We start from the raw sequence: 23,641 nt of genomic DNA on the forward strand, positions 1-23,641 counted from the left end.
CGCCTTACGGCAGTGACGCGCAGAGCATGCATTCGCTGCTGACCGGCCATGGGTATGATGTCGCCGTGTACGGTACGCTTGATGACGCGGCCGGACAGCTCAGCGAAGACGTTGGCGCGATTCTTGTGACTGAGGAGGCGCTTGCAGTCGATTTGAGCGGGCTTCATCGCGCCCTCGAAGCGCAGCCACCATGGTCGGACATCCCATTTATCCTCTTGGCCGGACGTCAGGCAGGGCGCCGAGCTACTACGGAAGCAGTGCGGCGCCGGCTTCCCGCAAGTGCTATCAACGTGGTGCTGCTTGAGCGGCCGCTAAGTTCGGAATCGCTCCTGAGTGCGATCAACTCAGCTATCAGAGGCCGCCAGAAGCAGTTCGAAATCCGCGATCGCATAGCCGACCTCGACGCACAGCGGTTACAGCTGACAGTTCTGCTGGACCATCTTCCCGTTGGAGTGGCTTTTGTCGATGCGGAGGGCCGGACGCTTTTGACAAACCCCGCATTCAGGCGGTTCCAGCCTACCGGCGAAGTCCCATCGCGAACCCCTGAAGGCGAAGAACGGTGGGAAGGTTATGAAGCGGATGGCAGCCGCATTTTAAGGGATCGCTTTGTCTCCGCGCGGGCAATCAAAGGCGAAATCGTACCGGGCATCGAGTTCCGTTTTCATCGCAGCGAGACCGAAGCTGTCTGGACCCGGGTCAGCGGGCTGCCTTTGTTCGATCCTGCCGGAAAGGTCACGGGTGCAATCTCTGTCATTGTCGATATCGATGAACAGAAACGCGCGCAGCAAGCTCTGACTACCTTTGCACAGAAGCTCGAGCGAAAGGTCACCGAGCGCACTATGGCGCTGCAGGACGCGCTCACGCAAGTGGAGGTGGAAGCCGAACAACGCAAGACCGTCGAGGCGGCGCTGCTCCAGTCGCGCAAGATGGAGGCGGTCGGACAGTTGACCGGTGGTATCGCGCACGACTTCAATAATATGCTGACCGGGGTTATTGGCTCCCTCGATATTATGAAACTGCGCCTTTCGCGTAAACGATACGACGACATCGACAGGTTCATGGATGCCGCGACTGAGTCTGCCCTTCGTGCCGCCGCACTCACCCAGCGTTTGCTTGCATTTTCTCGCCGGCAGTCGCTCGATACCAAGCCGACCGACATAAACGCGCTGGTGAATTCGCTTCGCGATCTCCTGCTGCGCACAATGGGCGAGCAAATCTCCGTTTCGATCCTCACCCATTCGGAAATGCCACCTGCAAGCGTCGATGCCAATCAGCTTGAAAACGCCATTTTGAACCTGTCGATCAATGCGCGCGATGCAATGCCGTCGGGCGGCGATCTGACGATCGAGACCAGTACCGTGGTTCTGGGCGATGATTATGCCAGGGAGCATCCGGGCATAACGGCCGGACAATATACAGTCGTCAGCGTTTCCGACACCGGCGTCGGGATGGACGAGGAACTGGTCGAAAAGGTATTCGAGCCGTTCTTCACGACCAAGCCGGTTGGGCAGGGGACTGGCCTCGGCCTTTCGATGGTATATGGATTTGCGCAGCAGTCAGGCGGCCAGGTAAGGGTGCATTCGGCAGTAGGCGTCGGTACATCGGTTCATATCTATTTGCCCGTCGCAAATGCCGAGGTTTCTGAAACTCCTGATCCCGGTGCGTCACCCATCCATGAGGGACGTGGTCAAACGGTGTTGCTCGTTGAAGACGACGACTCGGTGCGTCTGCTTATCGGAGACGTATTACAAGAACTCGGCTATATGAGCTTCGCCGCCGCCGAGCCTGAGGCCGCGATAAAGTTTCTGGAATCCGGGCAAAAGTTTGACTTGATGATTTCCGACGTCGGTCTGCCCGGTATGAACGGGCGCCAACTTGCCGAGGTCGCGCGCGGCCATTATCCCGACCTGCCGATCTTGTTCGTGACCGGATACGCCGAAAACGCTGCCGTTCGCGCCGGGTTTCTCGGGACCAACATGGCAATGATCACGAAGCCCTTCCAGCTCGACATGCTGTCAGCTAAAATCCTTGAAATATTATCGCCGGATTTGCCATCACCGTCTTGATTGTATGCGGTGTATTCGGCCGTGCTTTATTGGCCGGACGCTAGGAGTCCGTTTGATAAACCGGACCGCGCTTTGACTTCGGCAGGCGAGCAGTTGCGCGCGATTATCGAGCAGCCATTCGATGCGATCGTCCATGCGATCGAGGATCTGAATCGACTGCGCGGGACGCCCGGGCGGACGTATCCGCAATGCCTCGGCCGGTCCCTACGCGTCTTGCAGGGACCGGCGTCCTTTCAATCAATTGTTACATTTGTCACGTTGGCGGTGCGTTACCATGCGGGTGTGGAGTTTGCGCACCGCGTCACTTCCTGACGTGGTGAAAAGCGGGGGTATAAGGCCGTGCACCAAGCACTTGATGCCGGCGCCGACCATCGCAGTGCCGAAGCCGAAGGCTGAATGGGCATGCTCGAAGTAGGTTTCTCCAACCGACTGGGGGTGGTCCTTGAAGATCCTGCGAAACATTTGGAACGATCCTTCAATTAAGAGTGCTTGCCAGCATCGCGAGAGCAATACCGGCGACGAGGGTGGAAAAGGCGAAGCGCAGAACATCGCGCCCCGCGGCGAGGCGGCCGGCCATGGCGCCGCCGCCAAGTCCGCCGAGCAATCCGCCCGCGATCATCGCGAAGGCGACCGGCCAGTCGACAAAGCCGGATGCTGCGTAGTTGGCGGCGGTGGTGGCACCGAACACAGTGACGGCGATGAGCGACGTGGCAATCGCCTCGGCCATTGACATGCCGGTGGCGGCGGTGAGGCCCGGCACGATCAGGAAACCGCCGCCGATGCCGAAGAATCCGGCAAGCGAGCCGCTACCCGCGCCGAACCCGGCGAGCCGGCGCCAGCCGACCGGGGCAATTGCGGTTTCAGGCACAGTGCGGCGCAGCGCCATCGACAGGGCGATGAACAGCATCAACACCGAGAGCCCGCGCAGTAGCCACTGCGCGTCGCACAGCTTGCCCAGTGTCGAGCCGAGGCTGGCACCGACTAGACCACACAAGGCGAACGTCAGGCCCGAGCGCCAGCGCACGCGCCCCGCCTTGGCGTGCCCGGCCAGCGCCATCGCGGCGTTGACAGCGACGCCGATCGCGCCGGTGCCAATGGCGAGATGGGCATTGCCCAGCCCGATCAGGTAGACCAGCATCGGGGTCGCCAGCACCGAACCGCCGCCGCCGATCAGCGCCAGGACCAGTCCGATCACGCTGCCGCAGACCATGGCGGTGGCGAGGGGATGGGCGTGCAGCAGGAACAGCATGAACGAAAGGCCTCAGGCGTGCGGGATCGCCGCGTATCCGGGAGGATTCGCGTGGGATCAGCGCTGAAATTTCGGGAACAGGAAAAAGGTGGCCGGCTCGACCTCATGTCGAGGCCGGCCACTAGGATGGGTTCTTAGAAGTCGAGTCCGAGGCGGGCGTAGTAATACCCGCCGTAGGCACCGAAGGGCGAGTTGCTGCCGTAGGGCGAGCTGCCGATGGTGCTGATTACGGAGTTTTTCGTGGGATAGGTGTTGAACAGGTTATACGCGCCCACCGAAATCTTGAGAGTGTCGGTGGCCTGGAGCCCGGCTTCCAAATCGGTGATCCACTTGGCGCCGTAGCTCTGGTCGTTGGCAGCCTGGTTGGCGAGCAGCTTCCAGCTACCGTAGCGGGTTTCCTTGGCGCGCAGCGAGACCGGGCCATTCGACCATTCGAGGCCGAGGATTAGCTTGTCCCTCGGGGTGAAGACCGTGAAATAGCCCTGGGTCTGACGATCGAACAGGGTGAGGTTCAGGTTCGCCAGTTCGGCGGGGTTTTCAGCGATGTGTGTGATCTTGGTCTTGTTGTAGTTGAACGCCGCCGTCGCCCGGAAGCGTCCAATGTCGCCCGCCGAGAAGCCATAGGCCGCCACCGCGTCGATGCCGCGCGTGCGGGTGTCGATGGCATTGGCGAAGAAGCGCACGTACTGATCGCCCGAGAACCCGTTGTTCACCAGGATTTGGCGTACCCCTGCGCTGGATAGCAGTCCGGTCAGGGTGATGCGGTTGTCGATGTTGATCTGGTAGGCATCGACGGTCAGCGTGAAGCCGGCCAGCGGATTGAGTGTTACGCCAAAGCTGTAGTTACGCGACTTTTCGGGCTTGAGTTCCTGTCCGCCAAGCGCCTGGGCGATGCCCGAGCCGGTCTGTAGTATCTTGGATTCGATCAACTGGTACGACCCGTTCACCAGCGAAACCTGCGTCGCGGTCTGCGCATAAGCCTGCTGCGAAAGCGAAGGGGCGCGGAAGCCGTTCGAGAACGCACCGCGGAAGTTGAGCCAATCCGTAGCCTTCCAGAGGGCTGAAACCTTGCCGCTCCATACACTGCCCGAGCTGTCATCGTAGGTTTCGAAGCGGCCAGCGCCAGTGACGAGCAGGCGGTCGGTCACGTCGAGCGCGAGGTCGATGTAGCCGGCGCCCGACATGCGCTTGGCATTGGCTTCATCCTCGGGAGTGACGACGGTCGCGCCTTGCGCGCCGATCGCGCCGGGCTGGCCGACGAGGCCGGTGCCCGAACCTGCCGGGAAGACGTAACCGCCATTAGCGTAGGCGGCCGCGTCGAGCGACTTGGTTACGTAGCTTTCATAGCGCATCTCGGCGCCGAAGGAGACCTGCAGGTGACGGCCGCCGAACACTTCGAAGCCCTGGGTGGCGTCGAAGTTGGTCGTCCACTGGTCGAAGGCAGAGCTGAAGGTATCGAACTTGGTGGGGCTGGCGGTGCCCAACGATGCGTTCAGCGTGTTCTCGGCGCCGCTGCGCACGTAGTCGCGGCCGTACGACGTGCTGAGGTCGAGGTCCCAGCCTTGCGCCTGGCCCTTCATTCCCGCCGTTGCCTGCCAGTCGGTTTCCTTCATGGTGTAATAGGGGGTGAAACCATCGGGATAGATGGCGGCGATGTCGCTGGTGGTGCGCGGCGTGCGGCCGGCCTGCCCGACCTTGGCTTCGCGGTAGTTGAAGGTTGCGTTGCTGTAGAAAGTCAGGTCGCCAGCGTCGATCTGGCTGTTCTGTGCCAGTGCCACCGACTTGAGCTGCGGCAGCCCGCCCTGATACAGACGCTTGTTCGCGGTCGCCTCGCGCGGGTCATCGGCGCCGTTTACCGACGGATAGATCTTCGCGGTGGAGTCGCTGTTGCGCACGGTCTGCTGCTGGTGCTTGCCTTCGGCCGAAAGCACCATCGAGCCGTTCTCGCCGAGCTTGAAGCCCTTGGAAATCTGCGCCGAGAACGTTTCGCCATCGCTGCCGTTGACGCTGTCCTTGTAGCGCTGGCCGGCTTCGACCGAGGCGCTGCCGCCTTCGGCGCTGTTCTTGAGGATGATGTTTATGACGCCGGCGATGGCGTCCGAACCGTACTGTGCGGCGGCGCCGTCGCGCAGCACCTCTATGCGGGCGATCGCGCTGGTCGGGATCTGGTCGAGGTCGACCGGGTTGCTACCCGGCGAGGTGCTGCCCGAGTTAAGGTCGATCAGCGCCGAGTTATGGCGACGCTTGCCGTTGACCAGCACCAGTACGTGGACGCCTGAAAGGCCGCGCAGGCCAGCCGGCCGCGAGACCGAGTTCCACGAGGAGGAGCCCACCTGCTGCGACTGAAACGAGGGGACGAGCTGGGTCAGCACGTCGCGCAGCTGCATCGAGCCGCCCATCTGGGCGATCTGCTCGCCGCTGATGACGTCGATCGGCGTCGGGCTGGTCGTTACGGTGCGCGTTTGGCCGCGCGAGCCGGTGACGACGATGTCGTCGGCCACTGTCGGAGCCGCAACCGGAGCGGCTTCCTGCGCGAAGGCGGTGCCACCGACGGCGGCGGTGAGAGCGAGAATGGACGTCGTGAGTAGTACGGTACGCATTGAAACCCCCATGTTTGGGCGACGGCATGACAGCCGCCAGTTGATAGCCACTTCTCCCTGTGCCGCCTCATTCGCCGGGCGGCGCATTTGACCCCGATGCCTTAGTAGGTGCGGGGGCTTTGCTCGTTGTCTTTCGCCTGCGCACATGCGCTCAGCGCGATTTGAAGTTCGGAAATGAGGTCCGCCGGGTTCTCAAGCCCGACATGCAGGCGGATCACCGGGCTCTCGCAAGGCGCAGCAAAGCGGCGCTGGCGGATCTGGTCGTTGCACGGGATCGCCAGGCTTTCGAAGCCGCCCCAGCTGTAGCCCAGGCCGAACAGGCGCAGTGCGTCGAGAAATGCGGTCGCAGCTGTTTCGGGCGCATCGAGTACGATCGTGATAAGGCCGTTGCCGCCGGCATAGTCGCGCACGAACAGGTCGTGGCCCACGGTGCCGGGAAGAGCGGGGCACATCACTTCGCGCACCAATGGCTGCGCGGCGAGCCAGCTGGCGACTTCCAGCGCGGCGGCGCCGTGGCGCTCGATGCGGGTATGGAGCGTGCGCAGGCCGCGCAGCGCGAGGTAGGCATCGTCCGAGGACACGGCCCAGCCGATGCTGCGCGAGGACCGCTTGAGCATCGCGCCAACCTCGCCCCGCGCCACCGCGCAGCCCATGAACACGTCGGAGTGGCCGCACACGTACTTGGTCAGTGCCTGTACCGAGATGTCGACGCCATGGTCGAGCGGCTTGAACAGCACGCCTGCCGCATAAGTATTGTCGATCAAGGTCAGCACGCCGCAGGTTCGGGCAAGGGTAGCGATCGCTGGCACGTCGATCATGTCCAGCGTCAACGATCCCGGCGCTTCGAGCACGATCAGGCGCGTGGCCAAACCGATCAGCGCTTCGAGTTCGCCGAGCGCGATGTCGGCGGGAAAGTAGCGCGCGGTGACACCATAGTCCGCCATCGTCGTTTCGGCGAAGCGACGCGTCGGACCGTAGATGGTGTCGCAGATCAGGATTTCGTCGCCGCTGCGGCAGACGGCCAGGATCGCGCCCGACAGTGCGGCAAGGCCCGAGGGGTAGAGTTCGGCGACTTCGCCGTGCTCAAGCTCGCACAGCGAATGGCGCAGCGCTTCCTGGGTGGCCAGACCACTGCGCCCATACGAAGGCGAAGACTTGCCAAAGCAGTCACTGTTATCGAGAAGTACAGTGGTGCCGCGCTGCAATACTGGCGCAGCCGTACGCAAAAGGACTTCCCCATCGGCAGCGGGGTGTATCATTCTGGTGGCTTCACCCGGTCCGGAATTGTCGATATTCACGTATTTCGTTTCCAATGTTCGTTCCGGAGCGCCCGTATTTGCGGCATCCGGAATATCTGCACTTCTAGTTTGCGGCGGAGTTGATGGTCTCACCCAGATTTCCACCGAATGTCGAAATTTGTGGGATATACATCCCGTTCTGGACGCGCTGTGGGGACGTTCATCTCGCGATCGCCAGGGGCGAGGTGGACAGGGGCAGCTCAGTGGTGTTCTTCATTTCCTCCATGGCGAAGGCGGAACTTACGTCGGTGAGCTTCACCATCCCGATCAGCTTCTTGTAGACCGCATCGTAGGCGCCGATGTCGGCGATGCGGATTTTCATCAGGTAGTCGACGTCGCCGGTCATCCGGTACAATTCAACGATCTCAGGCAGAGCGGCGACGGCGCGCTTGAAGTCGGCCAGCCATTGGTCGTTGTGCTCGCTGGTGCGGACAGAGACGTAGGCGGTCATCGCCAGCCCCAGCTTGTCCGCATCGAGCAATGCCACGCGCCCCTTGATCGCGCCCGCTGCTTCCAGCCTCTTGAGCCGGCGCCAGCAGGAGTTGTGCGACAGGTTGATCGCCTCCGACAGCGCCGCGATCGAGAGCGTGCCGTCTTTTTGCAGCGCCGAAAGGATGCGCAAGTCGGCTTCGTCCAGGGTCAGGCGTTCCGCCATGTCAGCGGCTTCCCGCGAGCGCCGGAGGGGAGAGCAGGTCGTTGAGCGCGATGCCCTTGGCGAGCCCTTCGCGGATGAAGGCCTCGCGCGTTGCGGCGTACTGTGCCATTTCGATGTCCCGGGCAGCCTCGGCGGGCGACAGGAATACGACCCCGTCACCATCGCAGAGCGCCAGATCGCCGGGACGGGCGACGACGCCGCCGACGCTGACGGGGGCGTTGACGCGCCCGCCCAAGCCCAGGCGGCGGGTGGTGCGTTGGCTGGTGCCGCGTGCCCAGACCGGGAGCCCGGCGGCAAGAATTTCAGCCAGGTCGGCAACCGGTCCGTCCACTACGATCGCGGCCAGTCCGCGCAAGGCAGCGGCAGCGGCGACCACTCCGCCGACGGCGGAATGGCGGGTGTCGCCGAGGCGGTCGATCACCAGCACGTCTCCTGCGCGCACTTGCGACAGCACTTCATGCAGCAGCGCGCCGTCTGGTCCCGGAAGTGCGAGCGTGACGATCGTGCCGCACGCCTTCATCCCGGGCGCCAGCGGACGCAGTGCCGGATCGCACAGGCCCCACAGGCGCCAGTGTCCCAGCGTCGAGGTGTCGACCTGCGACAGCGCGGCGACGAGCGTCGGATCGCACGGCTCCGGCATCGGGTGGAGGTCATGGGGCGTCATGAAATACCGGCCGGCGTCGATGCAGGGCAGCGCGGATCGCATGATCCGAAGTAGGTGAGAAAATCGGCGACATGGCCGACCAGGAATTCGGTGAACAGTTCGCCCGCGCGCGCGCTCGACAGCGCGGGGTCACCCGAGCCGATGCCGTCGTCGGCCACTTCGGTGGCGTCGAGCGGAAGGTCGATCGACGCCGCACCGAAACGCGCGCTGGCAAAGTGCGGGTCGGAGGGCAGGCCGAACACCGCCTTGCGCGAGGCGGGGCGGCCTTGCGACAGATCGACGAGATCGGGCGCGAGGTGCATCATCACCGAGGTCACCGGATCGGCGCCGTGGCCGCGTGCCGCGCTTGCATTGTTGCCGTGTGCTGCCGCCCAGATCGCGTCGGGCAACGAGCGCCACAAGTGGATCGCGGGCACCAGCACCCCGGTCTCGCGGCGCACCGCATGGACGACTTCGGCGATCAGCGGGGCGTTGGTGGAATGGCCGTTGACGATGACGACGCGGTCGATGCCGTGATCTACGAAGCTGTCGATCATGTCGCGCAGCACCGCGCGGAAGGTGTTTCCGCGCAGCTGCATGCCGCCGGGGAAGCCCCGAAAGAATTCGGCAAACCCGAACGGCAGGACCGGGGCGCAGATCGCGTTCGCCGCCTCGCAGGCGGCCAGCGCTATTCGCTCCGCGGCGACGTAATCACCCATCGGTGCATGCGGTCCCTGTTCTTCTTGGCTGCCGAGCGGGAGGGCGATGACCGGCCGCTTCGAAGCCGCAAGCCGCGCGGCGAACTGCGCGTGGCTGAGGTCCTGAAGCGCGTAGGGGCGGGGGCTGCTCATAAGCTGGCCTCGATGCGTATCGCCTTGTTGGCGGCGACCGGGATCTGCTGGCGGACCTTGGCGAGCAGGTCCATGTCGAGCGCTGCCGAGGCGCTGCCCAGGCCATCGGACACCCGCGCGACGACCGCGCCCCACGGGTCGACGATCATCGACTGGCCGAACGACTGGCGCTCGCCGCCGGGGGTTGGGTAGGTGCCCCACTGGCCGGCGGCGGCGACCCAGCATTCGGTTTCGATGGCGCGCGAACGCAGCAGGACTTCCCAATGGTCCTTGCCGGTCAGCAGGGTGAAGGCGGCCGGGACCGCGATCAGCTCCGCGCCCTGCCGCATGAGCTGCTGGAACAGTTCGGGAAAGCGCACATCGTAGCAGATCGAACAGCCGACGGTGACGCCTTCGCAATCGTAAGTCACGATGGCTTTGCCGGGGTCGACGGTGGCGGATTCGTGGAACTTGGCGCCGTCGGCCGTGGTCACGTCGAACAGATGGATCTTGCGGTAGCGGGCCTGCTCGGCGCCGTCACGGTCAAACACGACGGTGGTGTTGTAGGCGCGGCCAGGATTATCGGACTGTTCGTAGAACGAGCCGCCGTGAATCCATACTTTCAGCTCGCGCGCGAGGCGCGAAAGCAGTGTCCAGGTCGCGCCGTCCCGGTAAGGTTCGGCGATGGCAGGGGCGCCGGCCGATCCGCCCAGCCATTCGCAATGTTCGGGGAGCTGGATCCAGTCGGGCCGGTCACGCGCAGCGCAGGCGCGCACAGCAGCCTCGATGGCAGCAAGGTTGGCGGGCTTGTCGTTCCGGGTGTTGAGCTGGATGACGGCTGCGCGCAGCATCGGTCAGTTTCCTTGAGGTGTCGCGGCGGAAAGCGCGATGGCGTTGAACAGGATCTTGAAGGCACCCTGGGTCTGGGCGCGCAGCGCGATCTCGGGACCGACGAGGATGACCTTGCCCTTGCCTTCGGGCACGGTAAGCACGGCGGCAGTGTCTTTCAGGTGCTCTGGATGCCAGGCCCAGCCGCTGTGAAGCAGCGGTCCTTCTCCGAACGAGACGGCGACCGAGGCCCCCTTGCCGGTGGGGCGGAACACCGGGCTGCCGTCGTAGAACAGGTCGACCTTGGAGTTAAGACCCCAGGCGATAGGGTCGGCGGCGCTGGCATCGGCAGTCAGCAGCGCGCCGGGGACGTAGAACTGCGTCTGGGTGAGCGGCGCGGACTTGCCGTCCTTCTCAACCATCAGCGGATCGGCGACGGGCAGTTCCAGCGCAGCGGACAGGCCAGAGGCAGAGGAGCCCATCGCCAGGATCGTCCCGCCATTCTGCGCAAAGGCGCGCAATGCGGGCAGGGTCTTCTCGGCGGTGATGTCGCCCAGAGAGGCGCGGTACTTCGCGGGCATGTCCTTCGCATCCGGCTGGCGGCTGTCGAAGCGGCCCCGGAACATGCCCCCGTCCACGCCCGAACGGGCGTTGGGAATGGCAGCGTCCGGCACGACGATGATATCGAACTTCTTTGCCAGGCCACCCTTGTCGAGTTCCTGCGGGTAGACGATCGAGTACGGAAGTTCCTGCCCGTCGAGAATCCAGCGCAGCCATCCGGTTGGGTGAAGGCCGCCGTAAAGGTCGACCATGGCGACGCGCGGCTTGCGCACTGCCAACCGCTCGCCCTGCGGCGCGGCGGGCACGGCCTGAATGGTGAGGCCTAGTGACTTTGCACCATCCTCGACGATCGTGCGGGCCTTTGCCGAGACGGGAACGAACCACGCCCCCGGCGCCGCCTTGCGGCCCGCGACGGACAGCGGGGTGCGGTAGGCCGAGACCGCGATCCCGGCCGCCTGCAAGCGGTTGACGAGGCGGAAGGCATCGTTCTGCTCGTGGCTGACCAGCCAGCCGCCAGCGGTGCCTTCGGCGCCGGCTTCGGCGATGGGCAGCGCGTCGGGCGAGATGTCGCCGCTCACCGGCCGGGTGGCGACGGTGACCGGATCAAGCGAGCGGGCGAAGGAGACGCCCATCTGGAAGGCGGGTGTATAGCCGGAGGCATCGGCCGGCGGGATCGGCGGGCCGCCCGGATAGGCGAAGTTGTTCGGGTAGTGCTGCGGCTCGAACATGTCGAGCACGTGGGCGCGGTAGGCCTGCGCGGCGGGGACGATGTAGGTGCCGGCGGGCCATTCGCGTCCGGCGGCGGTGAAGGGCTTTTCCGCGCGGCCCATCTCGACGCCGAGGCGTGAAAGCGACGTCAGGAACTTCGCCGCCGTGGGGAAATCGTGCTGGTCGGTGGGGACGATGTAATCGCGCGCGTCGCGGGTGGCGGGATCGTGCAGGACGGTGTCGTAGAGGTCGGCGTCGATCTCGCTCCAGCCGCGGGTGCGCACCGGCTTGGGCTTGCCGCCGCGTGCGGCGAGGGCGGCATGGGCGGCTTCGATGCGGTCCTTGGAGATCGTCCAGCTATCGCTCGACCCTTTGGCGATGCCGTTGGCTCCCATCTGCCAGCGGTCGAACAGCAGCTTTTCGCGGTTGTTGGCGGCATAGGTCAGCAGCCCGCGCGCCAGCGACAGGCTATAGTCGACCGACTGCGCCATCGACCATGGGCCCGGCTTGGCCGGAAGCGCCTGGTCGTTGCCGGGCACCTGCCGCTCCGGCACGAAGGGAATGGTTTCGGGCACCGGGCTGCCGATGATCTCGACCAGGATGCCTACCGCGTTGTGGAAGTAGGTAGAAGTACGCAGGTTGCCGTTGTACCATGTGTCGTAATGCGCGCCGCTGCGGGTAGTGGCGCCGCCCTTGTTCTCGGACAGCAGACGGCTTTGCAGCGCGGCGCCGACCTCGTCGAGACTGGAAATCACCAGCGGCTCGTAGTGGTAGTTGAACGGGTCCCGGAAGGGGGGGAGGAACAGCACGGTGCCGGCAGGGCCGGTCTGGTGCTGGTTCATCACGATCTGCGGACGCCAGTCGCGGTAGAGCACGCGGACCATGTTCTGCGTCTCTACTTGCGTCGCCATGTAGAAGTCGCGGTTGTTATCGTGCCCGACGTAGGGGTGGTAGAGACGGGGCAGCGACTTGAAGTCAGGTTCGCGCTTCATCGGGTCCTTGAAGCGCATGTACCAGTCCGCCACGAACTGCTGGCCGTCCGGGTTGTCGGGCACGAACAGGGTAACGACATTGTTGCGGATCTTCGTTGCTTCGGGATCGTCGGAGGCGACGAGGTCGTGGACTTGCGCGATCATCGCGGTCTGGGTCTCGACTTCGCTGGCGTGAAGACCTGCGTCGATCCACACCATCGCCTTGCCGGTGGCGGCGAGCACCCGGGCGCGGGCCTCGTCGATGCCCTGTGCGGCGCCGAGGGAACGGCTGATCTCGCGGTACTGGTCCAGCTTGGCGAGGTTCTCGGGCGAGGAAACTACGGCCATGACCTGCCGCCGGCCTTCGGTGGACGGACCGATGTCGACCAGCTTGACCCGATCGCTGCTGGCGGCGAGGGCCTTCCAGTAGGCCATCATCTCGTCATAGGTGGGGACGTAGCGGTCCTCGCCCATGCGGTGGCCCAAGACCTTTTCAGGTGTCGGCACGGCCTCTTGCGCCATGGCAGGCGCGGCGAAGCCCAGGCAGGTGGCGAGCAACAGGGCGCGAGTGGTCTTCATGGTTCGATGGCCCCTTACTGGTCGATGGCTATGGCGGGATCGGGCGCCCGCACGCAGGCAATCACGATGAGCGAGAGCGCGGCGGCGGCGGTGACATAGAAGGCGGGCGCAATGGGCGCGCCGGTCAGGCGGATCAGCAGCGTGGCGATGAACGGGGCAAAACCGCCGAACAGCATGACCGCGCCGTTATAGCCCACCGACAGCGCGGTATAGCGTACGCGGGTGGGCAGCAGTTCGCATAGGTACGTCGGCGCCGTGCCGCTGAACAGGCCGGAGAATACCCCCGCCACGGCCGTGGCAATGATGACGGAGGTGCCGGTGCGGTGCTCCGCCATGAGCGTGAACAGCGGGATCGAGCAGAACAGGAACCCGGTCGCGCTGGCAATCAGGAAGGGCTTGCGGCCCACATAGTCGGACGCGAAGCCTGCCAGCGGGATTACTGCCACGTTGCACAGCGCGCCTACCAGCGTACCGGTCAGGGCATAGCGGGACGGCACCTCCAGAACCTGGCTGGCGAAGCTGACCAGGAAGGTGCCGTAAGTATAGCCCGCGACGGTCCAGATCGTGACCATGCCGCCGATTGTCAGCACTGTGCGGCGGTGGATGGTCAATGCTTCGCGCAGGGGATGGGTCGGGCGCTCTGCCTCAGCCTGGAAGTTGGGTGTTTCGGGCACCTTGGCGCGCAGGTAGAAGCCCAAGGGCGCGATCAGGATGCCGCCCACGAACGGCACGCGCCAACCCCAGGCCTGCAGGTCCTCGGGCGAGAGGACAGCGTTGAGGGTCAGCGCCACCAGCACTGCGGAAACTACCGCCAGGCTGGTGCTCAACTGTTGCAGCGCGCCGAACAGCCCGCGCCGGTGCGGCGGGGCATATTCGACCAGAAACGTCGTCGCCCCGCCCCATTCGCCGCCGGCGGCAAAGCCCTGGATCAGGCGGCAGGCAACCAGCAGCAGCGGCGCGGCGAGGCCGATCGTGGTATACGTCGGGATCAGGCCGGTGGCGCAGGTCGCGAAGGCCATCAGCATCATCGTCAGCACCAGCGCGGACTTGCGGCCGAAGCGGTCGCCCATCGAACCTAGTACCATCGACCCGACCGGGCGCATCACGAAGCCCACGCCGTACGTCGCGAAGCTGGACAGGATGGTCGTCACCGGATCGGCGGCGGGGAACATCGCAATGCCGATTTGCGCGGCGAAATAGCCGTAGATGATGAAGTCGAACAATTCGAACCAGTTGCCGATCATTGCCGAAGCCAAGGCCCGGGTGATGTCCTTTTTGCTGGGTGTGGGGCGCAAGGCTTCGCCCCCGGCGGGAAGCGCCGTCGTCGTCATGGCAATGTCTTCCTTTATGCGGGGCTTAAGACTGGATCAGGCGGGGTCTTCCGCCGGAGAACGCTTGGGCAGCGGCTGGGGCACATGAGGCAGGGTCACCACGGCGCCGTCGCGCACCATCAACTGGCCGTCCTTGAACACCAGCGCCACTTTGCGCAGCGCATCGATGTCTTGGTCGGGGCGGCCGTCGATCACAAGCAGATCGGCTAGCTTGCCCGCCTCGATACCGCCCAGCAGGTCGCCCATGCCCAGCAGCTGCGCATTGGTGCGTGTGGCCGCCTGGAGCGCCTGCGGTACGGTGTAGCCGCCCTTCACGAACCACTTGAGTTCCGCGAGATAGATATTGGGGGTCATCTTGTTGGCATCGCCGATCGTGTCGGTGCCCACGCCCATCACGATTCCGGCCTTCTTCATCTTGCGGAACAGTTCGAAGTTGGCGTCCGACGTCATCGTGAAGCGGCGCGAGGTGGACCCCCAAAAGCCGCCCGCGCGGTCGATCACGTTCTGGTAGACCTGCAGCGTGGGCACGGCAGCGGTCTTGTGGCGTGCCATGTCGGCGATGGTAGCGTCGGTGCGCGGCAACGGGTGTTCGATCATGTCGATCCCGGCGTCGACGGCCATCTGGGTATAGATCGTCTCGCAGTCGCAGGTCACCTTTAGGCCGAGGCGGTGTGCTTCGTCGACCGCCGCCTGGATTTCGTCGGGCGCGAAGTGGCTGGCAACCTTGATGACGCTGGCGCCGTTCTTGAAAGTCTGACGCACGGCGGCGCGCCAAGCCTCGGCGCCGTCGCGCTCCCAGGCGAAAGCGGGGCCGTGAGAGGGGCGCACCGGGCGCTCGGTGGCGTGGCCGCCGGTGCCGGTGATGATGTGTCCGGCGGTGAATACACGCGGCGCTGGAATGGCGTCTGCCGCGCTCCAGTCGGCAAGGCGGTAGGGTGCGTTGTCCACCCCGTTGAGATCGCGCACCGAGGTGAAGCCGGATTCGAGGAACCAGCGCAAATTGCGCAAGCCGCGCAGCACGCCGTCGGCGTCTTCGGCCTGCACGTCCTCGGGGGTGGCTCCATCGGGGTAGGTGACGTGAACGTGCATGTCGATCAGGCCGGGCATGACGAATTTGCCGGTGACGTCGATCACCTTCGCGTCCGCCGGCCAGTCGGTGCTGGCGGCGGGCAGGACGGCAACGATCCGGTCGCCGCGCACGACCACGCTGCCGGGCGCTGCCGCCAGCGTCTTCGTGTCGAACACCAGCCCGCCGCGCAGCACCGTCACTTGGGCGGTGGCCGGCTCGGGTCGCTCGGGGATCATGCGCGGGGTGTGGTCGGTGTTGGTGCCCGGTGCGATCCAGTCATGGCGATCGGTGGCAGGAACCGCCTCCGGCGCGGGAGCAGCGGATACAGCCGTGCCGGCCAGTAGAAGGGCGGCAAGGGGCAGGGCGAAGGCGGATGCAAGGGAAAGCTTCATGGTCATCTCACGCATTGCCCTGGCTGGCCATAGCCTCGGCGATCTGGTTGATGGCGTTGCCCAGCTGCGCTTGCAGGCGCGCCGGGTCCTGGTGGTAACGCTGGGAGATGCAGGCCAGGCCCAGCGCCGCGAGTGGCTGGCCCGGACCGAGCGGAATCACCGCCGCAACCCCGGTGCCGCCTACCGCGAATTCGTCCTCGACGATCGAAAACCCGGTTTCGCGCGCGGCATCGACGGCATCAAGCACGGCGCTGCGATCGACACGGGTGGAGGTGGTCATCGCCGCGCGCGGCACTGCGTCGAGCGCTGCCTCCACCGCCTTGGGCTCAAGCCGCGTGAGCAGGACCCTTCCCAGCGCGGTGCAGAATGCGGGCACCTTGCGGGGCAATTCAATGTCGTATCGAATGTCCGAAGGCGAAGCCTCCTTCGCAAGCAATCGGACGAGGCCGGGCGCATCTGGCATGCCCAGAAGCACGGTTTCACCCGCGTCAATGGCCAGCGCCTGCATGACGGGCGGTGCGACGCGGAGGATGCGGCCATGGCGAGCGAAGCCATCCCGCCGGATCATGTCATTTAGCCGATAGCTATCGTTTTCATTCTCGCGAATGAGGTAGCCGCGCTTGTGCAGGGTTCGAAGCAATCCAAGTGTGCTGCTTTTGGGGAGTTCGAGTCCGCGGGCGACTTCGCTCAGCGTGAGACCGTCGCAGCGGGTCGAGAACAGTTCCAACATGTCCAGGACGCGGGCGGCAGACTTGATCTCATCACTCATTCAATCGCCTCGTTGTGCAACCCGGAAGGCTTCGTTCAAATTACGGAACAATTCGTTCACGAGAGTGAACATCTTCAGCCAATCGATGCTTTTTGTCAAACGTTTGTCCACGCGCCCTTCTCCAAACGCAGGATGGACAAAAATACGCTATAAGCACCTATAAACGTTGCATTTCGTTGGAATGTAGGCGCTAGGGCGTAATGCACGTAATCTTGAATCACGTGGCTTCTAACGGGTGAAAATTGAATTGCTTGTTCCCGTGCATGAACCAGAAATCAATTTTCGGGAGTCTCCCGCCAGAGGATTCCTACCAGATGATGCCTGAAATGAAGCCAAGGTCGGACTCGCGCGTCAATCCTCGGGCGCAGCTGCCAAGGCGCCTGTGGCTGCGCTTCTTGCCGAGCGATTAGGGGGACTTCCAAACGACGCACAAGGTTGGTCGTTGGCGGCATATGACCACTCTGAGGCACCGTGCCTTGGCACGTCTCCGCGCTCAGGTGTTTAGTCCCCGCAGTTATGTATCGGAGCCGAAGTAGAAACGCTGTCGCGGATGTCGATATGACATCGTCAGGTTGCGACTGGTTCTCTCATGGTGCGAGATAAAACGTGCGCCATTGATCCACATTCATCGTGGCAAGAGATCTCCAATGGAGGCGTCGAAATGCTCCTCCATGGCGGCAACGGCCTCGGACGGGTTTTTTTCGGCGATAGCGTGGGCGATGCGTCGGTGCAGGGAAAGGATAGTCGCCTTCTGGTCCTGGGCATGGCGAGTTTCCCATGCGCGGGGCACCGCGATCTCCATTTGCGGAGCAAAAGACCGGACGATCTGAGTGAACAGCATATTGCCGGTAGAGGCCGCCAGGATCTGATGGAATGCCGTATCGTGGGCCGTCACCAAAGCCATGTTCCCCTGATCGCGAACCATCGCTTCAGCGAGGGCCAGGATCTGCTCGGCCTGTTCGTCACTGCGCCGCTCGGCTGCGAGCGCGGCGATGCGCATTTCGAGCGTGCGGCGGACGTCCCACACTTCCGCCACGCTGATCTGCGACGTGGTGACGGCATGGTCCAGCGAGGCACCGATCACGGAGCCGTCGATGGCGCCCACGCGGGCACGGCGGCCATTGCCCACGTCGAGCAGCCGCAGCGCTGCAAGCGCGCCGAAGGCTTCACGCATCACCGCGCGGCTGACACCCAGTTGAGCCGCGAAATGCCCTTCTCCGGGAAGGCTGTCACCCACTTTCAGGTCATGCTCGCGGATATGGCCGCGCACTGCCTGCACCGCATGGTCGACCAGCGATCCACCATTGTCGATCTGGCGCGCGCTCATGCTGCCAGGCTCCGTGCGCGAAAATGGGTCGGCGCCTCGCCGAAATGCCGAGCGAAGGCGCGGGTGAAGCTGGCGTTGTTGAGGTAGCCGCAGCGGTAGCCGATAGAGGATATCGGCAGGTCCGTGGCCAGCAACATCTGGCGTGCCTCGCTCAGACGGTGGCCGGAAATGGCGTCGGCCACGGTGCAGTCGAACATCTCGCGGAAACCGCGCGTCAGTTTACCTCTGTTGAGGCCGGAGGCGCGGGCGATCATGTCGAGCGTCAACTTCTCTGCCCAACGCTCGTCGATGACCTGCCGCGCGGCCAGCAGGCGCTGGGTGTCCGCCCTCGATAGCAGCCCCTCTGCGCTGACCGGAACCAGCGTGTTGTCCCCATGCGCGCGCAGGAGGTCACAGAGCAGTTCGATGCTTTTCGCCAGCCGGTAGGGCGTGCTGGCTGCGTCCGGCAGGTCGCAGTCGCGAATGGCAAGGGCGATCGTGCGTAGCGCGGCGGGGAGGTGGAACAGGCCGCCATCGGTCAAGGCCAGGGCCCCGCCGGCGATCCGTTCACACGCGGCGCGCGATACCAGCAGGATCAGGCGGGTCTGCATATCGGCGTTGAGTACCTTGACGCTTGGCCGGGCGAAATAGCGCACCGTAGCGGGCGTACCCACCGCGCCAAATGTCAGTGCGAAGCCGACAGGGCGGGGTGGGGGGCTTATCCGGCCAACCTTGCCCGGGCCCACCAGGGTCAGCATTTCGGGCGAAACCTCGATTGCAGCCAATTGGCTTTGCATGGGTGCGGCTTTCTCTCTCCTTGGAAAGAGTACAATGACCTATCTGGTAGCTTGATGCAAGAGCTATCAGATAGGTTCCTTTGTCGCCGACAGCGGAGCCCGGCGCATCGCCTGGATAAAGGCGAATACCGAAACCAGACTGACGCTTACGCCGACGATAGCCAGTCCACGGCCGAGATGCGCCTCGCCGCCCAGCAGCCCACTTACCGCCGTGACCAGCGAAGGCGCGATGCCGAAGCCCACCAGTCCCGCCAGCGCGATGAAGGCGCCGATGCACAGCCCGCGCAGTTCATTGGGGATCAGCACGGTCAGCGCTACGGACGTGACGAGCCCGGTGATCGTGCCGCAGAACATCAGCGTGCCGATGGCGAGCGCGAACAGCGGGACGCTGGGCGCAATTGGGAACAGCGCGGCGGGTACGCCGATGGCGGCGGCCCCGACCGCGCCGATCAGCAGACCGCCGCGGCGCGGGCTTTTGTGCCCCAGATCGGCCGCAACGCCGCCGAGGATCGAGCCTGCCACGCCGGTCGAGAAAATCAGCGCGCCCATCCATCCGGCGAATTCCTGCGGCGCCAGCCCGTAACTGCGGGAAAGCACTGGTGAAGCCCAGATTGCGGCAGCGGCATCGGCCATGACCACGCTTACCTGGCCGAGGAACAACGGGATCAGAAAAGCGCGGCGTGCCCATAATTCGCCCGCCACGACGCGAAACGGGGCATGGATGCCGGCCGCGACCTCTTGGCGTGCCGGTTCGCGCAGGGTCAGCAGCGGCAGGATGAGCGCAAGGCTGATTGCGGCGAGGAGGACATGCGTGGCGCGCCACGGCGCCATTTCTGCGATGCCGGGCAGGGATACGTGCATCACCAGACCCAGCAACCCGCCGGCCAGCGCGAAAGCGCCCGCCTGGCCCATGCACTTGCCCAGCGTCACGACCAGCATCGCGCGCCCGCGTTGCTGCGGTTCGCACAAGTCAGCGGTAAGCGAGAGGGCTGCGGTCAAGGCGCCCGTCGTCCCGATCCCGGCCATCATTCTTGCCGCAAACAGGACCGGCACGCTTTGCGCGAACGCGGTGAGAAGAGTGCCCAAGGTCCAGATCAGGCCCAGCACGATCAGCAGCCGAACCCGATTGCGGCGGTCGACAAGGATGCCGATCGGGATGGAGAACAACACCAGCGGCACGGCGGCGGATACGCCTTGGACAAGGCCCAGGGCATAGTCGCTCAGACCCATTTCCGCCTTGGCGCCTTCCTGCACCATACTGAAGGAGCCCATCATGGTGAAACCCGCCGCCATGGCCACCGCAAGGATCATCAGCGAGGCCAGACGGCTGCGAAATGCGGCGGCAGAGGGTGCCGGGACGGGCAGGGCGACGCTTGCCATCAGCAGGCGCCCGACGCGAAGATCTTGCCCGGATTGAAAAGGTTATGGGGGTCTATCGCGTTTTTGATCAGGCGCATGATGTCCACCGCATCGCCCAGTTCGGCAACCAGCCAGTCCTGCTTGCCAAGGCCGATGCCATGCTCGCCGGTGCAGGTGCCGTCCATGGCGAGGGCGCGGCGGACCAGCCGGTCGTTGATCGCCTCGACCTCGACCATCTCCTCCGGCACGTTGGGATCGACAGAGAATACGACGTGGAAGTTGCCGTCGCCGACATGACCCAGGATCGTGCCGGGCACGCTGGACTTCTCAAGGTCGATCTTAGTCTGGGTAATGCATTCGGCAAGGCGGCTGATCGGCACGCATACGTCCGTTGCCCAGCCCACCGCGCCGGGGCGCTGATTGACGGCGGCGTAATAAGCCTCGTGGCGGGCCTTCCACAGTTTCGAGCGTTCTTCAGGCAGGTTTGACCAGCTGAATTCACCGCCGCCGTTCATCCCGGCGATTTCCTCAACCGTTCGAACCTGCTCCTCCACATAGGTCTGTGACCCGTGAAATTCGAAAAACAGCGTCGTCAGTTCGGGGTAGTCGAGCTTGGACCAGCGGTTGACGGCGCGCATCTGCATGTCGTCGAGAATTTCCACCCGCGCCAGCGGCACGCCGATCTGAATCGCCTGGACCACCGTATCGACCGCGCCCTCAAGCGTTTCGAAGCTGCACACTGCCGAGGATATGGCCTCCGGAATGCCGTGCAGACGCAAGGTCACCTCGGTGATGATGCCCAGCGTACCCTCGCTGCCGATCATGAGGCGGGTGAGATCATACCCTGCCGCCGATTTGCGTGCGCGGCGGCTGGTGCGGATTTCCCGGCCGTCTGGCATGACTACGCGCAGGCTCAGGATCGCCTCGCGCATGGTGCCGTATCGCACGGCATTGGTGCCCGAGGCGCGGGTGGCCGCCATGCCGCCGATGGTAGCGTTGGCCCCGGGGTCGATCGGGAAGAACAGCCCGGCATCGCGCAAGTGCTCGTTCAGCTGCTCGCGCCGAACCCCTGCCTGCACGGTGCAGTCGAAGTCTTCGGCATTCACCGCGATGATCGCGTCCATCGCGCTGAGGTCGACCGTCACTCCGCCGCGTACCGGAATGGTGTTGCCCTCGATCGAAGTGCCGGCGCCGAACGGGATCACGGGCACCTGCGCTGCGCCGCAGAGCTTCACCAGCGAGACCACTTCTTCGGTCGAGCGCGGATAGACTACCGCGTCGGGCAGGCTAGGCGTGAAATGAGCCTCGCTGCTGCCGTGCTGCAGCCGAACCGCTTCCCCCATTTGGAGGCGGTCGCCGAACAGGCCTTGCAGGGCCTTGAGGAAGCCTTCCGGCAAGGGCTTGCGCGGCTGGGGGGTGTAATGGGCTGACATGGTGTTCCTCAGAACCGGAAGCTGGCGCGCACGCCGTAGCGGCGCAAGTCGCCGATGATGCCGAGATCGGACGCAGGCAGGCCCGCCAGGGTCAGCGTGGTCTTCTCGATGTAGCTGTCGAAGTACTTCTTGTTGAACAGGTTGTTGCCGAACACGGCGAGTTCGATGTTACCCATCCGGTAAGTGATCGACCCGTTGGCAAGAACGTAGCTTTTCAGGATCGTCGGCGTGGTCTGGTTGAGGCTGGCGGCGGAGCGGCTGCCCTTGCCATTGACGCTGGCGCTGAAGGTCAGGCTGTTTTCGCCCAGAGGTACGGCATAATCGCTTGAAAGATTGAACATCCAGTCAGGCTGGAAAGTCAGCCGATTGGTGGCGAGGGTGCGCCCGGTGACGGCGGTATAGGGCGAACTGTCGGTCAGGCGGGCGTGCATGTAGGTCGCGCTGCCCGAGAGGGTCCACTCCGGCACTGGCTTGAAAGTGGCCTCCAGTTCGGCGCCGTAGCTTTCGACGTCGCCTGAATTGAGGTCCACCGTCACAAGGCCGCCGGTCGAGGCAGGGGCGATCGAGTTGAGGCCGATGTAGTTCTTATAATCGCTGTAGAAAACGTCGCCCGACAGGGTGAATCTGCGGTCGAGCGAGGCGTATTTGGCGCCGACTTCATAGGTCCAGGCGGAATCGCCCTTGTAGACGCGCACCGGCGCGGTCACCGCGTTGAAGCCGCCGCCGCGATAGCCGCGCGCTACCGACGCATAGGTCATCAGTTCCTTCGACCAGTGGCGTGTCACGGAGAGGCGCGGTTCGACCTCGTTGGACTTCAGGCCGACGCTGCTGGGAGCACCGCCGTTGACCGATCCCGAAGACGAGCGGTCCTCATGGTCATAGCGCAGGCCCAGCGCGACTTCCCAGTCCGCGTTCGGCTTCCAGAATGCAGTGCCGAAGGCGGCGTAAGTGTCGGCCTTGGTGGCGTTGAGCGCGCGGTTGTTGATGCTGAGGCCGATGAGCGGGATAGCGATGTTGGTCAGCTGATTGGCGCGCGTTGTCTCGCGGCTGTAGAACAGGCCGACCAGGGTGGAGAACTGGTCGGAAAGCTCGGTGTCGAAGCGCAGTTCGACGGTCTTGGTGCGCAGCGCATCGGTGCTGCTCTGGCGCACGGCGGGGATGGGAAGGGCAGGGTTGCTTGGGCCGAAATCGCCGTCGGTGTCGGGGGCGCTGGTATTGCGCAGGTCATAGGCGGCCAGCAGCGAGACCTTGGTATTGATCGCCTCGATCGGGGTCTCGATACGGGCGTTGACGCCGCAATACCTGTAATTGGTGGTGCCCAGCGTGTCGAACTGGTTGCTGCGCGAATAGTCGGTCGGGCCGGCGACGCGGGCATAGGGGACATTGGCGCCCTTCACCCAGTCATAGTAACCGTTGATGACGATGGTAAGGTCTTCGGTGGGCGTCGCGCGGATGGTGGTGCTGACCGAGTCCGTGTTCAGCTTGTTGGCCTTGCCGCCGATATTGGTGTTGTTGATGAAGCCATCCTGCTGCCGGTGCGAGGCGCCGACGCGGATCGCCAGCTTGTCCTGCACGATCGGCGCAGACACGGAACCGGAAACCAGCCAGGCGTTGTCAGGCCCGGCATAACTGGCCTGGCCGCGCGCTTCGAATTCGTTGCCCGGCTGGCGGGTGATGACGTTGATCGCGCCGCCCAGCGTGTTCTTGCCGTAAAGCGTGCCTTGCGGCCCGCGCAGCACCTCGATCCGCTCCACGTCGAGCAACGGATTGTTGAGATAGGCGGTGTTGGGGCGATAGATGCCGTCCACGAACAGGCCGACGCCCGGTTGCACGGACTGCACAAGCGTAACGCCCACGCCGCGGATCGACACGAAAGCGCGGCCCGCGCCGTCGCTGCTGATGTTGAGGCCCGGTGTCAGCACAGCCGCTTCGCGCACCGAATTGATGTTGCGCCGGGCCAGCGTATCGCCGCTGACGGCCGTGACGGCGACCGGCACGTCGAGCAGGCTCTCGGCGCGCTTGCGAGCCGTGACGACGATCTCCGGGGCGGTGTCGGCAGCGGCTGCGGCAGGCGCTGCATCGTCGGCCATCGCGGGGGCAGCAGCGCTGACTGCGGCAAGAACCGAAACACCGGCGAGCAGGAAAATGCGTGACTTCATGTGTCTCTCCCGATGCCGCTCTCAAAGTCCATGCCCTG

Annotated in this window: 18 protein-coding genes; 1 reads left to right on the top strand and 17 read right to left on the bottom strand. The window is 64.4% G+C overall.

The genetic code is table 11. The features are described 5' to 3' along the window. The first annotated feature begins 26 nt into the window (after positions 1-26). The gene (locus tag TQ38_RS22885) at positions 27-2,066 is read left to right on the top strand and encodes an ATP-binding protein (RefSeq protein ID WP_052505479.1); all 2,040 of its coding nucleotides are present in this window, start codon (positions 27-29) and stop codon (positions 2,064-2,066) included. Between the two features lie 237 nt (positions 2,067-2,303). On the opposite strand, the gene TQ38_RS31090 is transcribed toward TQ38_RS22885, so the two are convergent. From TQ38_RS31090 to TQ38_RS22970, 17 genes are all read right to left on the bottom strand, one after another. Further along, the gene (locus TQ38_RS31090) at positions 2,304-2,615 is read right to left on the bottom strand and encodes a DUF6356 family protein (protein ID WP_370059812.1); all 312 of its coding nucleotides are present in this window, start codon (positions 2,613-2,615) and stop codon (positions 2,304-2,306) included. Next, positions 2,542-3,315, bottom strand: a complete 774-nt coding sequence (locus tag TQ38_RS22895) for a sulfite exporter TauE/SafE family protein (protein WP_043969953.1) — start codon at positions 3,313-3,315, stop codon at positions 2,542-2,544. The genes TQ38_RS31090 and TQ38_RS22895 overlap by 74 nt, the downstream gene beginning before the upstream one ends. Before the next feature lie 134 nt (positions 3,316-3,449). Beyond that, positions 3,450-5,915 (bottom strand): TonB-dependent siderophore receptor, encoded by a 2,466-nt coding sequence (locus TQ38_RS22900; RefSeq protein WP_240198063.1) that lies wholly within the window; start codon positions 5,913-5,915, stop codon positions 3,450-3,452. Between the two features lie 101 nt (positions 5,916-6,016). Continuing rightward, a complete protein-coding gene (metC, locus tag TQ38_RS22905) occupies positions 6,017-7,174 on the bottom strand; it encodes a cystathionine beta-lyase (RefSeq protein WP_043970552.1) in 1,158 nt (385 codons plus the stop codon). Positions 7,175-7,373: 199 nt separating this feature from the next. Next, positions 7,374-7,868, bottom strand: a complete 495-nt coding sequence (locus TQ38_RS22910; RefSeq protein WP_043969955.1) for an Lrp/AsnC family transcriptional regulator — start codon at positions 7,866-7,868, stop codon at positions 7,374-7,376. Between the two features lies 1 nt (position 7,869). Then, complete coding sequence (locus TQ38_RS22915; RefSeq protein WP_043970554.1) at positions 7,870-8,532, bottom strand: RraA family protein; 663 nt, start codon at positions 8,530-8,532, stop codon at positions 7,870-7,872. Continuing rightward, the gene (locus tag TQ38_RS22920; protein ID WP_043969956.1) at positions 8,529-9,362 is read right to left on the bottom strand and encodes a creatininase family protein; all 834 of its coding nucleotides are present in this window, start codon (positions 9,360-9,362) and stop codon (positions 8,529-8,531) included. The genes TQ38_RS22915 and TQ38_RS22920 overlap by 4 nt, the downstream gene beginning before the upstream one ends. Continuing rightward, positions 9,359-10,192: a carbon-nitrogen hydrolase family protein gene (locus TQ38_RS22925; protein ID WP_205316133.1), complete on the bottom strand. Its 834-nt coding sequence runs from the start codon at positions 10,190-10,192 to the stop codon at positions 9,359-9,361. The genes TQ38_RS22920 and TQ38_RS22925 overlap by 4 nt, the downstream gene beginning before the upstream one ends. A gap of 3 nt (positions 10,193-10,195) precedes the next feature. Further along, positions 10,196-12,988 (bottom strand): M14 metallopeptidase family protein, encoded by a 2,793-nt coding sequence (locus tag TQ38_RS22930; RefSeq protein ID WP_043969957.1) that lies wholly within the window; start codon positions 12,986-12,988, stop codon positions 10,196-10,198. 14 nt (positions 12,989-13,002) lie between these two features. Then, complete coding sequence (locus TQ38_RS22935) at positions 13,003-14,319, bottom strand: MFS transporter (RefSeq protein WP_043969958.1); 1,317 nt, start codon at positions 14,317-14,319, stop codon at positions 13,003-13,005. Positions 14,320-14,355: 36 nt separating this feature from the next. Continuing rightward, the gene (locus TQ38_RS22940) at positions 14,356-15,780 is read right to left on the bottom strand and encodes an amidohydrolase family protein (protein ID WP_043970558.1); all 1,425 of its coding nucleotides are present in this window, start codon (positions 15,778-15,780) and stop codon (positions 14,356-14,358) included. A gap of 7 nt (positions 15,781-15,787) precedes the next feature. Continuing rightward, positions 15,788-16,549, bottom strand: a complete 762-nt coding sequence (locus TQ38_RS22945) for an IclR family transcriptional regulator (protein ID WP_043969959.1) — start codon at positions 16,547-16,549, stop codon at positions 15,788-15,790. A 625-nt stretch (positions 16,550-17,174) separates the two neighbouring features. Then, the gene (locus tag TQ38_RS22950; RefSeq protein ID WP_043969960.1) at positions 17,175-17,876 is read right to left on the bottom strand and encodes a FadR/GntR family transcriptional regulator; all 702 of its coding nucleotides are present in this window, start codon (positions 17,874-17,876) and stop codon (positions 17,175-17,177) included. After that, positions 17,873-18,652 carry an AraC family transcriptional regulator gene (locus tag TQ38_RS22955; RefSeq protein ID WP_052505481.1) on the bottom strand — a complete coding sequence of 260 codons (780 nt, stop codon included), beginning with the start codon at positions 18,650-18,652 and terminating at the stop codon, positions 17,873-17,875. Before TQ38_RS22955 ends, TQ38_RS22950 begins: the two co-directional genes overlap by 4 nt. 66 nt (positions 18,653-18,718) lie before the next feature. Next, a complete protein-coding gene (locus tag TQ38_RS22960; RefSeq protein ID WP_043969961.1) occupies positions 18,719-20,032 on the bottom strand; it encodes an MFS transporter in 1,314 nt (437 codons plus the stop codon). Next, positions 20,032-21,444, bottom strand: a complete 1,413-nt coding sequence (locus TQ38_RS22965) for an FAD-binding oxidoreductase (RefSeq protein WP_043969962.1) — start codon at positions 21,442-21,444, stop codon at positions 20,032-20,034. The genes TQ38_RS22960 and TQ38_RS22965 overlap by 1 nt, the downstream gene beginning before the upstream one ends. Positions 21,445-21,452: 8 nt before the next feature. Then, entirely contained in the window at positions 21,453-23,603 is a 2,151-nt protein-coding gene (locus tag TQ38_RS22970; RefSeq protein ID WP_043969963.1) for a TonB-dependent receptor, read from the bottom strand. Positions 23,604-23,641 lie beyond the last annotated feature (38 nt).

Source organism: Novosphingobium sp. P6W, from assembly GCF_000876675.2.
Classification (GTDB): Bacteria; Pseudomonadota; Alphaproteobacteria; order Sphingomonadales; family Sphingomonadaceae; genus Novosphingobium.

Bases quoted from the DNA above. Each gene is read 5' to 3' on its own strand.
- TQ38_RS22885 (WP_052505479.1), top strand. From the start codon at position 27: ATGCATTCGCTGCTGACCGGCCATGGGTATGATGTCGCCGTGTACGGT.
- TQ38_RS31090 (WP_370059812.1), bottom strand. From the start codon at position 2,615: ATGTTCTGCGCTTCGCCTTTTCCACCCTCGTCGCCGGTATTGCTCTCG.
- TQ38_RS22895 (WP_043969953.1), bottom strand. From the start codon at position 3,315: ATGCTGTTCCTGCTGCACGCCCATCCCCTCGCCACCGCCATGGTCTGC.
- TQ38_RS22900 (WP_240198063.1), bottom strand. From the start codon at position 5,915: ATGCGTACCGTACTACTCACGACGTCCATTCTCGCTCTCACCGCCGCC.
- metC (WP_043970552.1), bottom strand. From the start codon at position 7,174: ATGATACACCCCGCTGCCGATGGGGAAGTCCTTTTGCGTACGGCTGCG.
- TQ38_RS22910 (WP_043969955.1), bottom strand. From the start codon at position 7,868: ATGGCGGAACGCCTGACCCTGGACGAAGCCGACTTGCGCATCCTTTCG.
- TQ38_RS22915 (WP_043970554.1), bottom strand. From the start codon at position 8,532: ATGACGCCCCATGACCTCCACCCGATGCCGGAGCCGTGCGATCCGACG.
- TQ38_RS22920 (WP_043969956.1), bottom strand. From the start codon at position 9,362: ATGAGCAGCCCCCGCCCCTACGCGCTTCAGGACCTCAGCCACGCGCAG.
- TQ38_RS22925 (WP_205316133.1), bottom strand. From the start codon at position 10,192: ATGCTGCGCGCAGCCGTCATCCAGCTCAACACCCGGAACGACAAGCCC.
- TQ38_RS22930 (WP_043969957.1), bottom strand. From the start codon at position 12,988: ATGAAGACCACTCGCGCCCTGTTGCTCGCCACCTGCCTGGGCTTCGCC.
- TQ38_RS22935 (WP_043969958.1), bottom strand. From the start codon at position 14,319: ATGACGACGACGGCGCTTCCCGCCGGGGGCGAAGCCTTGCGCCCCACA.
- TQ38_RS22940 (WP_043970558.1), bottom strand. From the start codon at position 15,780: ATGAAGCTTTCCCTTGCATCCGCCTTCGCCCTGCCCCTTGCCGCCCTT.
- TQ38_RS22945 (WP_043969959.1), bottom strand. From the start codon at position 16,549: ATGAGTGATGAGATCAAGTCTGCCGCCCGCGTCCTGGACATGTTGGAA.
- TQ38_RS22950 (WP_043969960.1), bottom strand. From the start codon at position 17,876: ATGAGCGCGCGCCAGATCGACAATGGTGGATCGCTGGTCGACCATGCG.
- TQ38_RS22955 (WP_052505481.1), bottom strand. From the start codon at position 18,652: ATGCAAAGCCAATTGGCTGCAATCGAGGTTTCGCCCGAAATGCTGACC.
- TQ38_RS22960 (WP_043969961.1), bottom strand. From the start codon at position 20,032: ATGGCAAGCGTCGCCCTGCCCGTCCCGGCACCCTCTGCCGCCGCATTT.
- TQ38_RS22965 (WP_043969962.1), bottom strand. From the start codon at position 21,444: ATGTCAGCCCATTACACCCCCCAGCCGCGCAAGCCCTTGCCGGAAGGC.
- TQ38_RS22970 (WP_043969963.1), bottom strand. From the start codon at position 23,603: ATGAAGTCACGCATTTTCCTGCTCGCCGGTGTTTCGGTTCTTGCCGCA.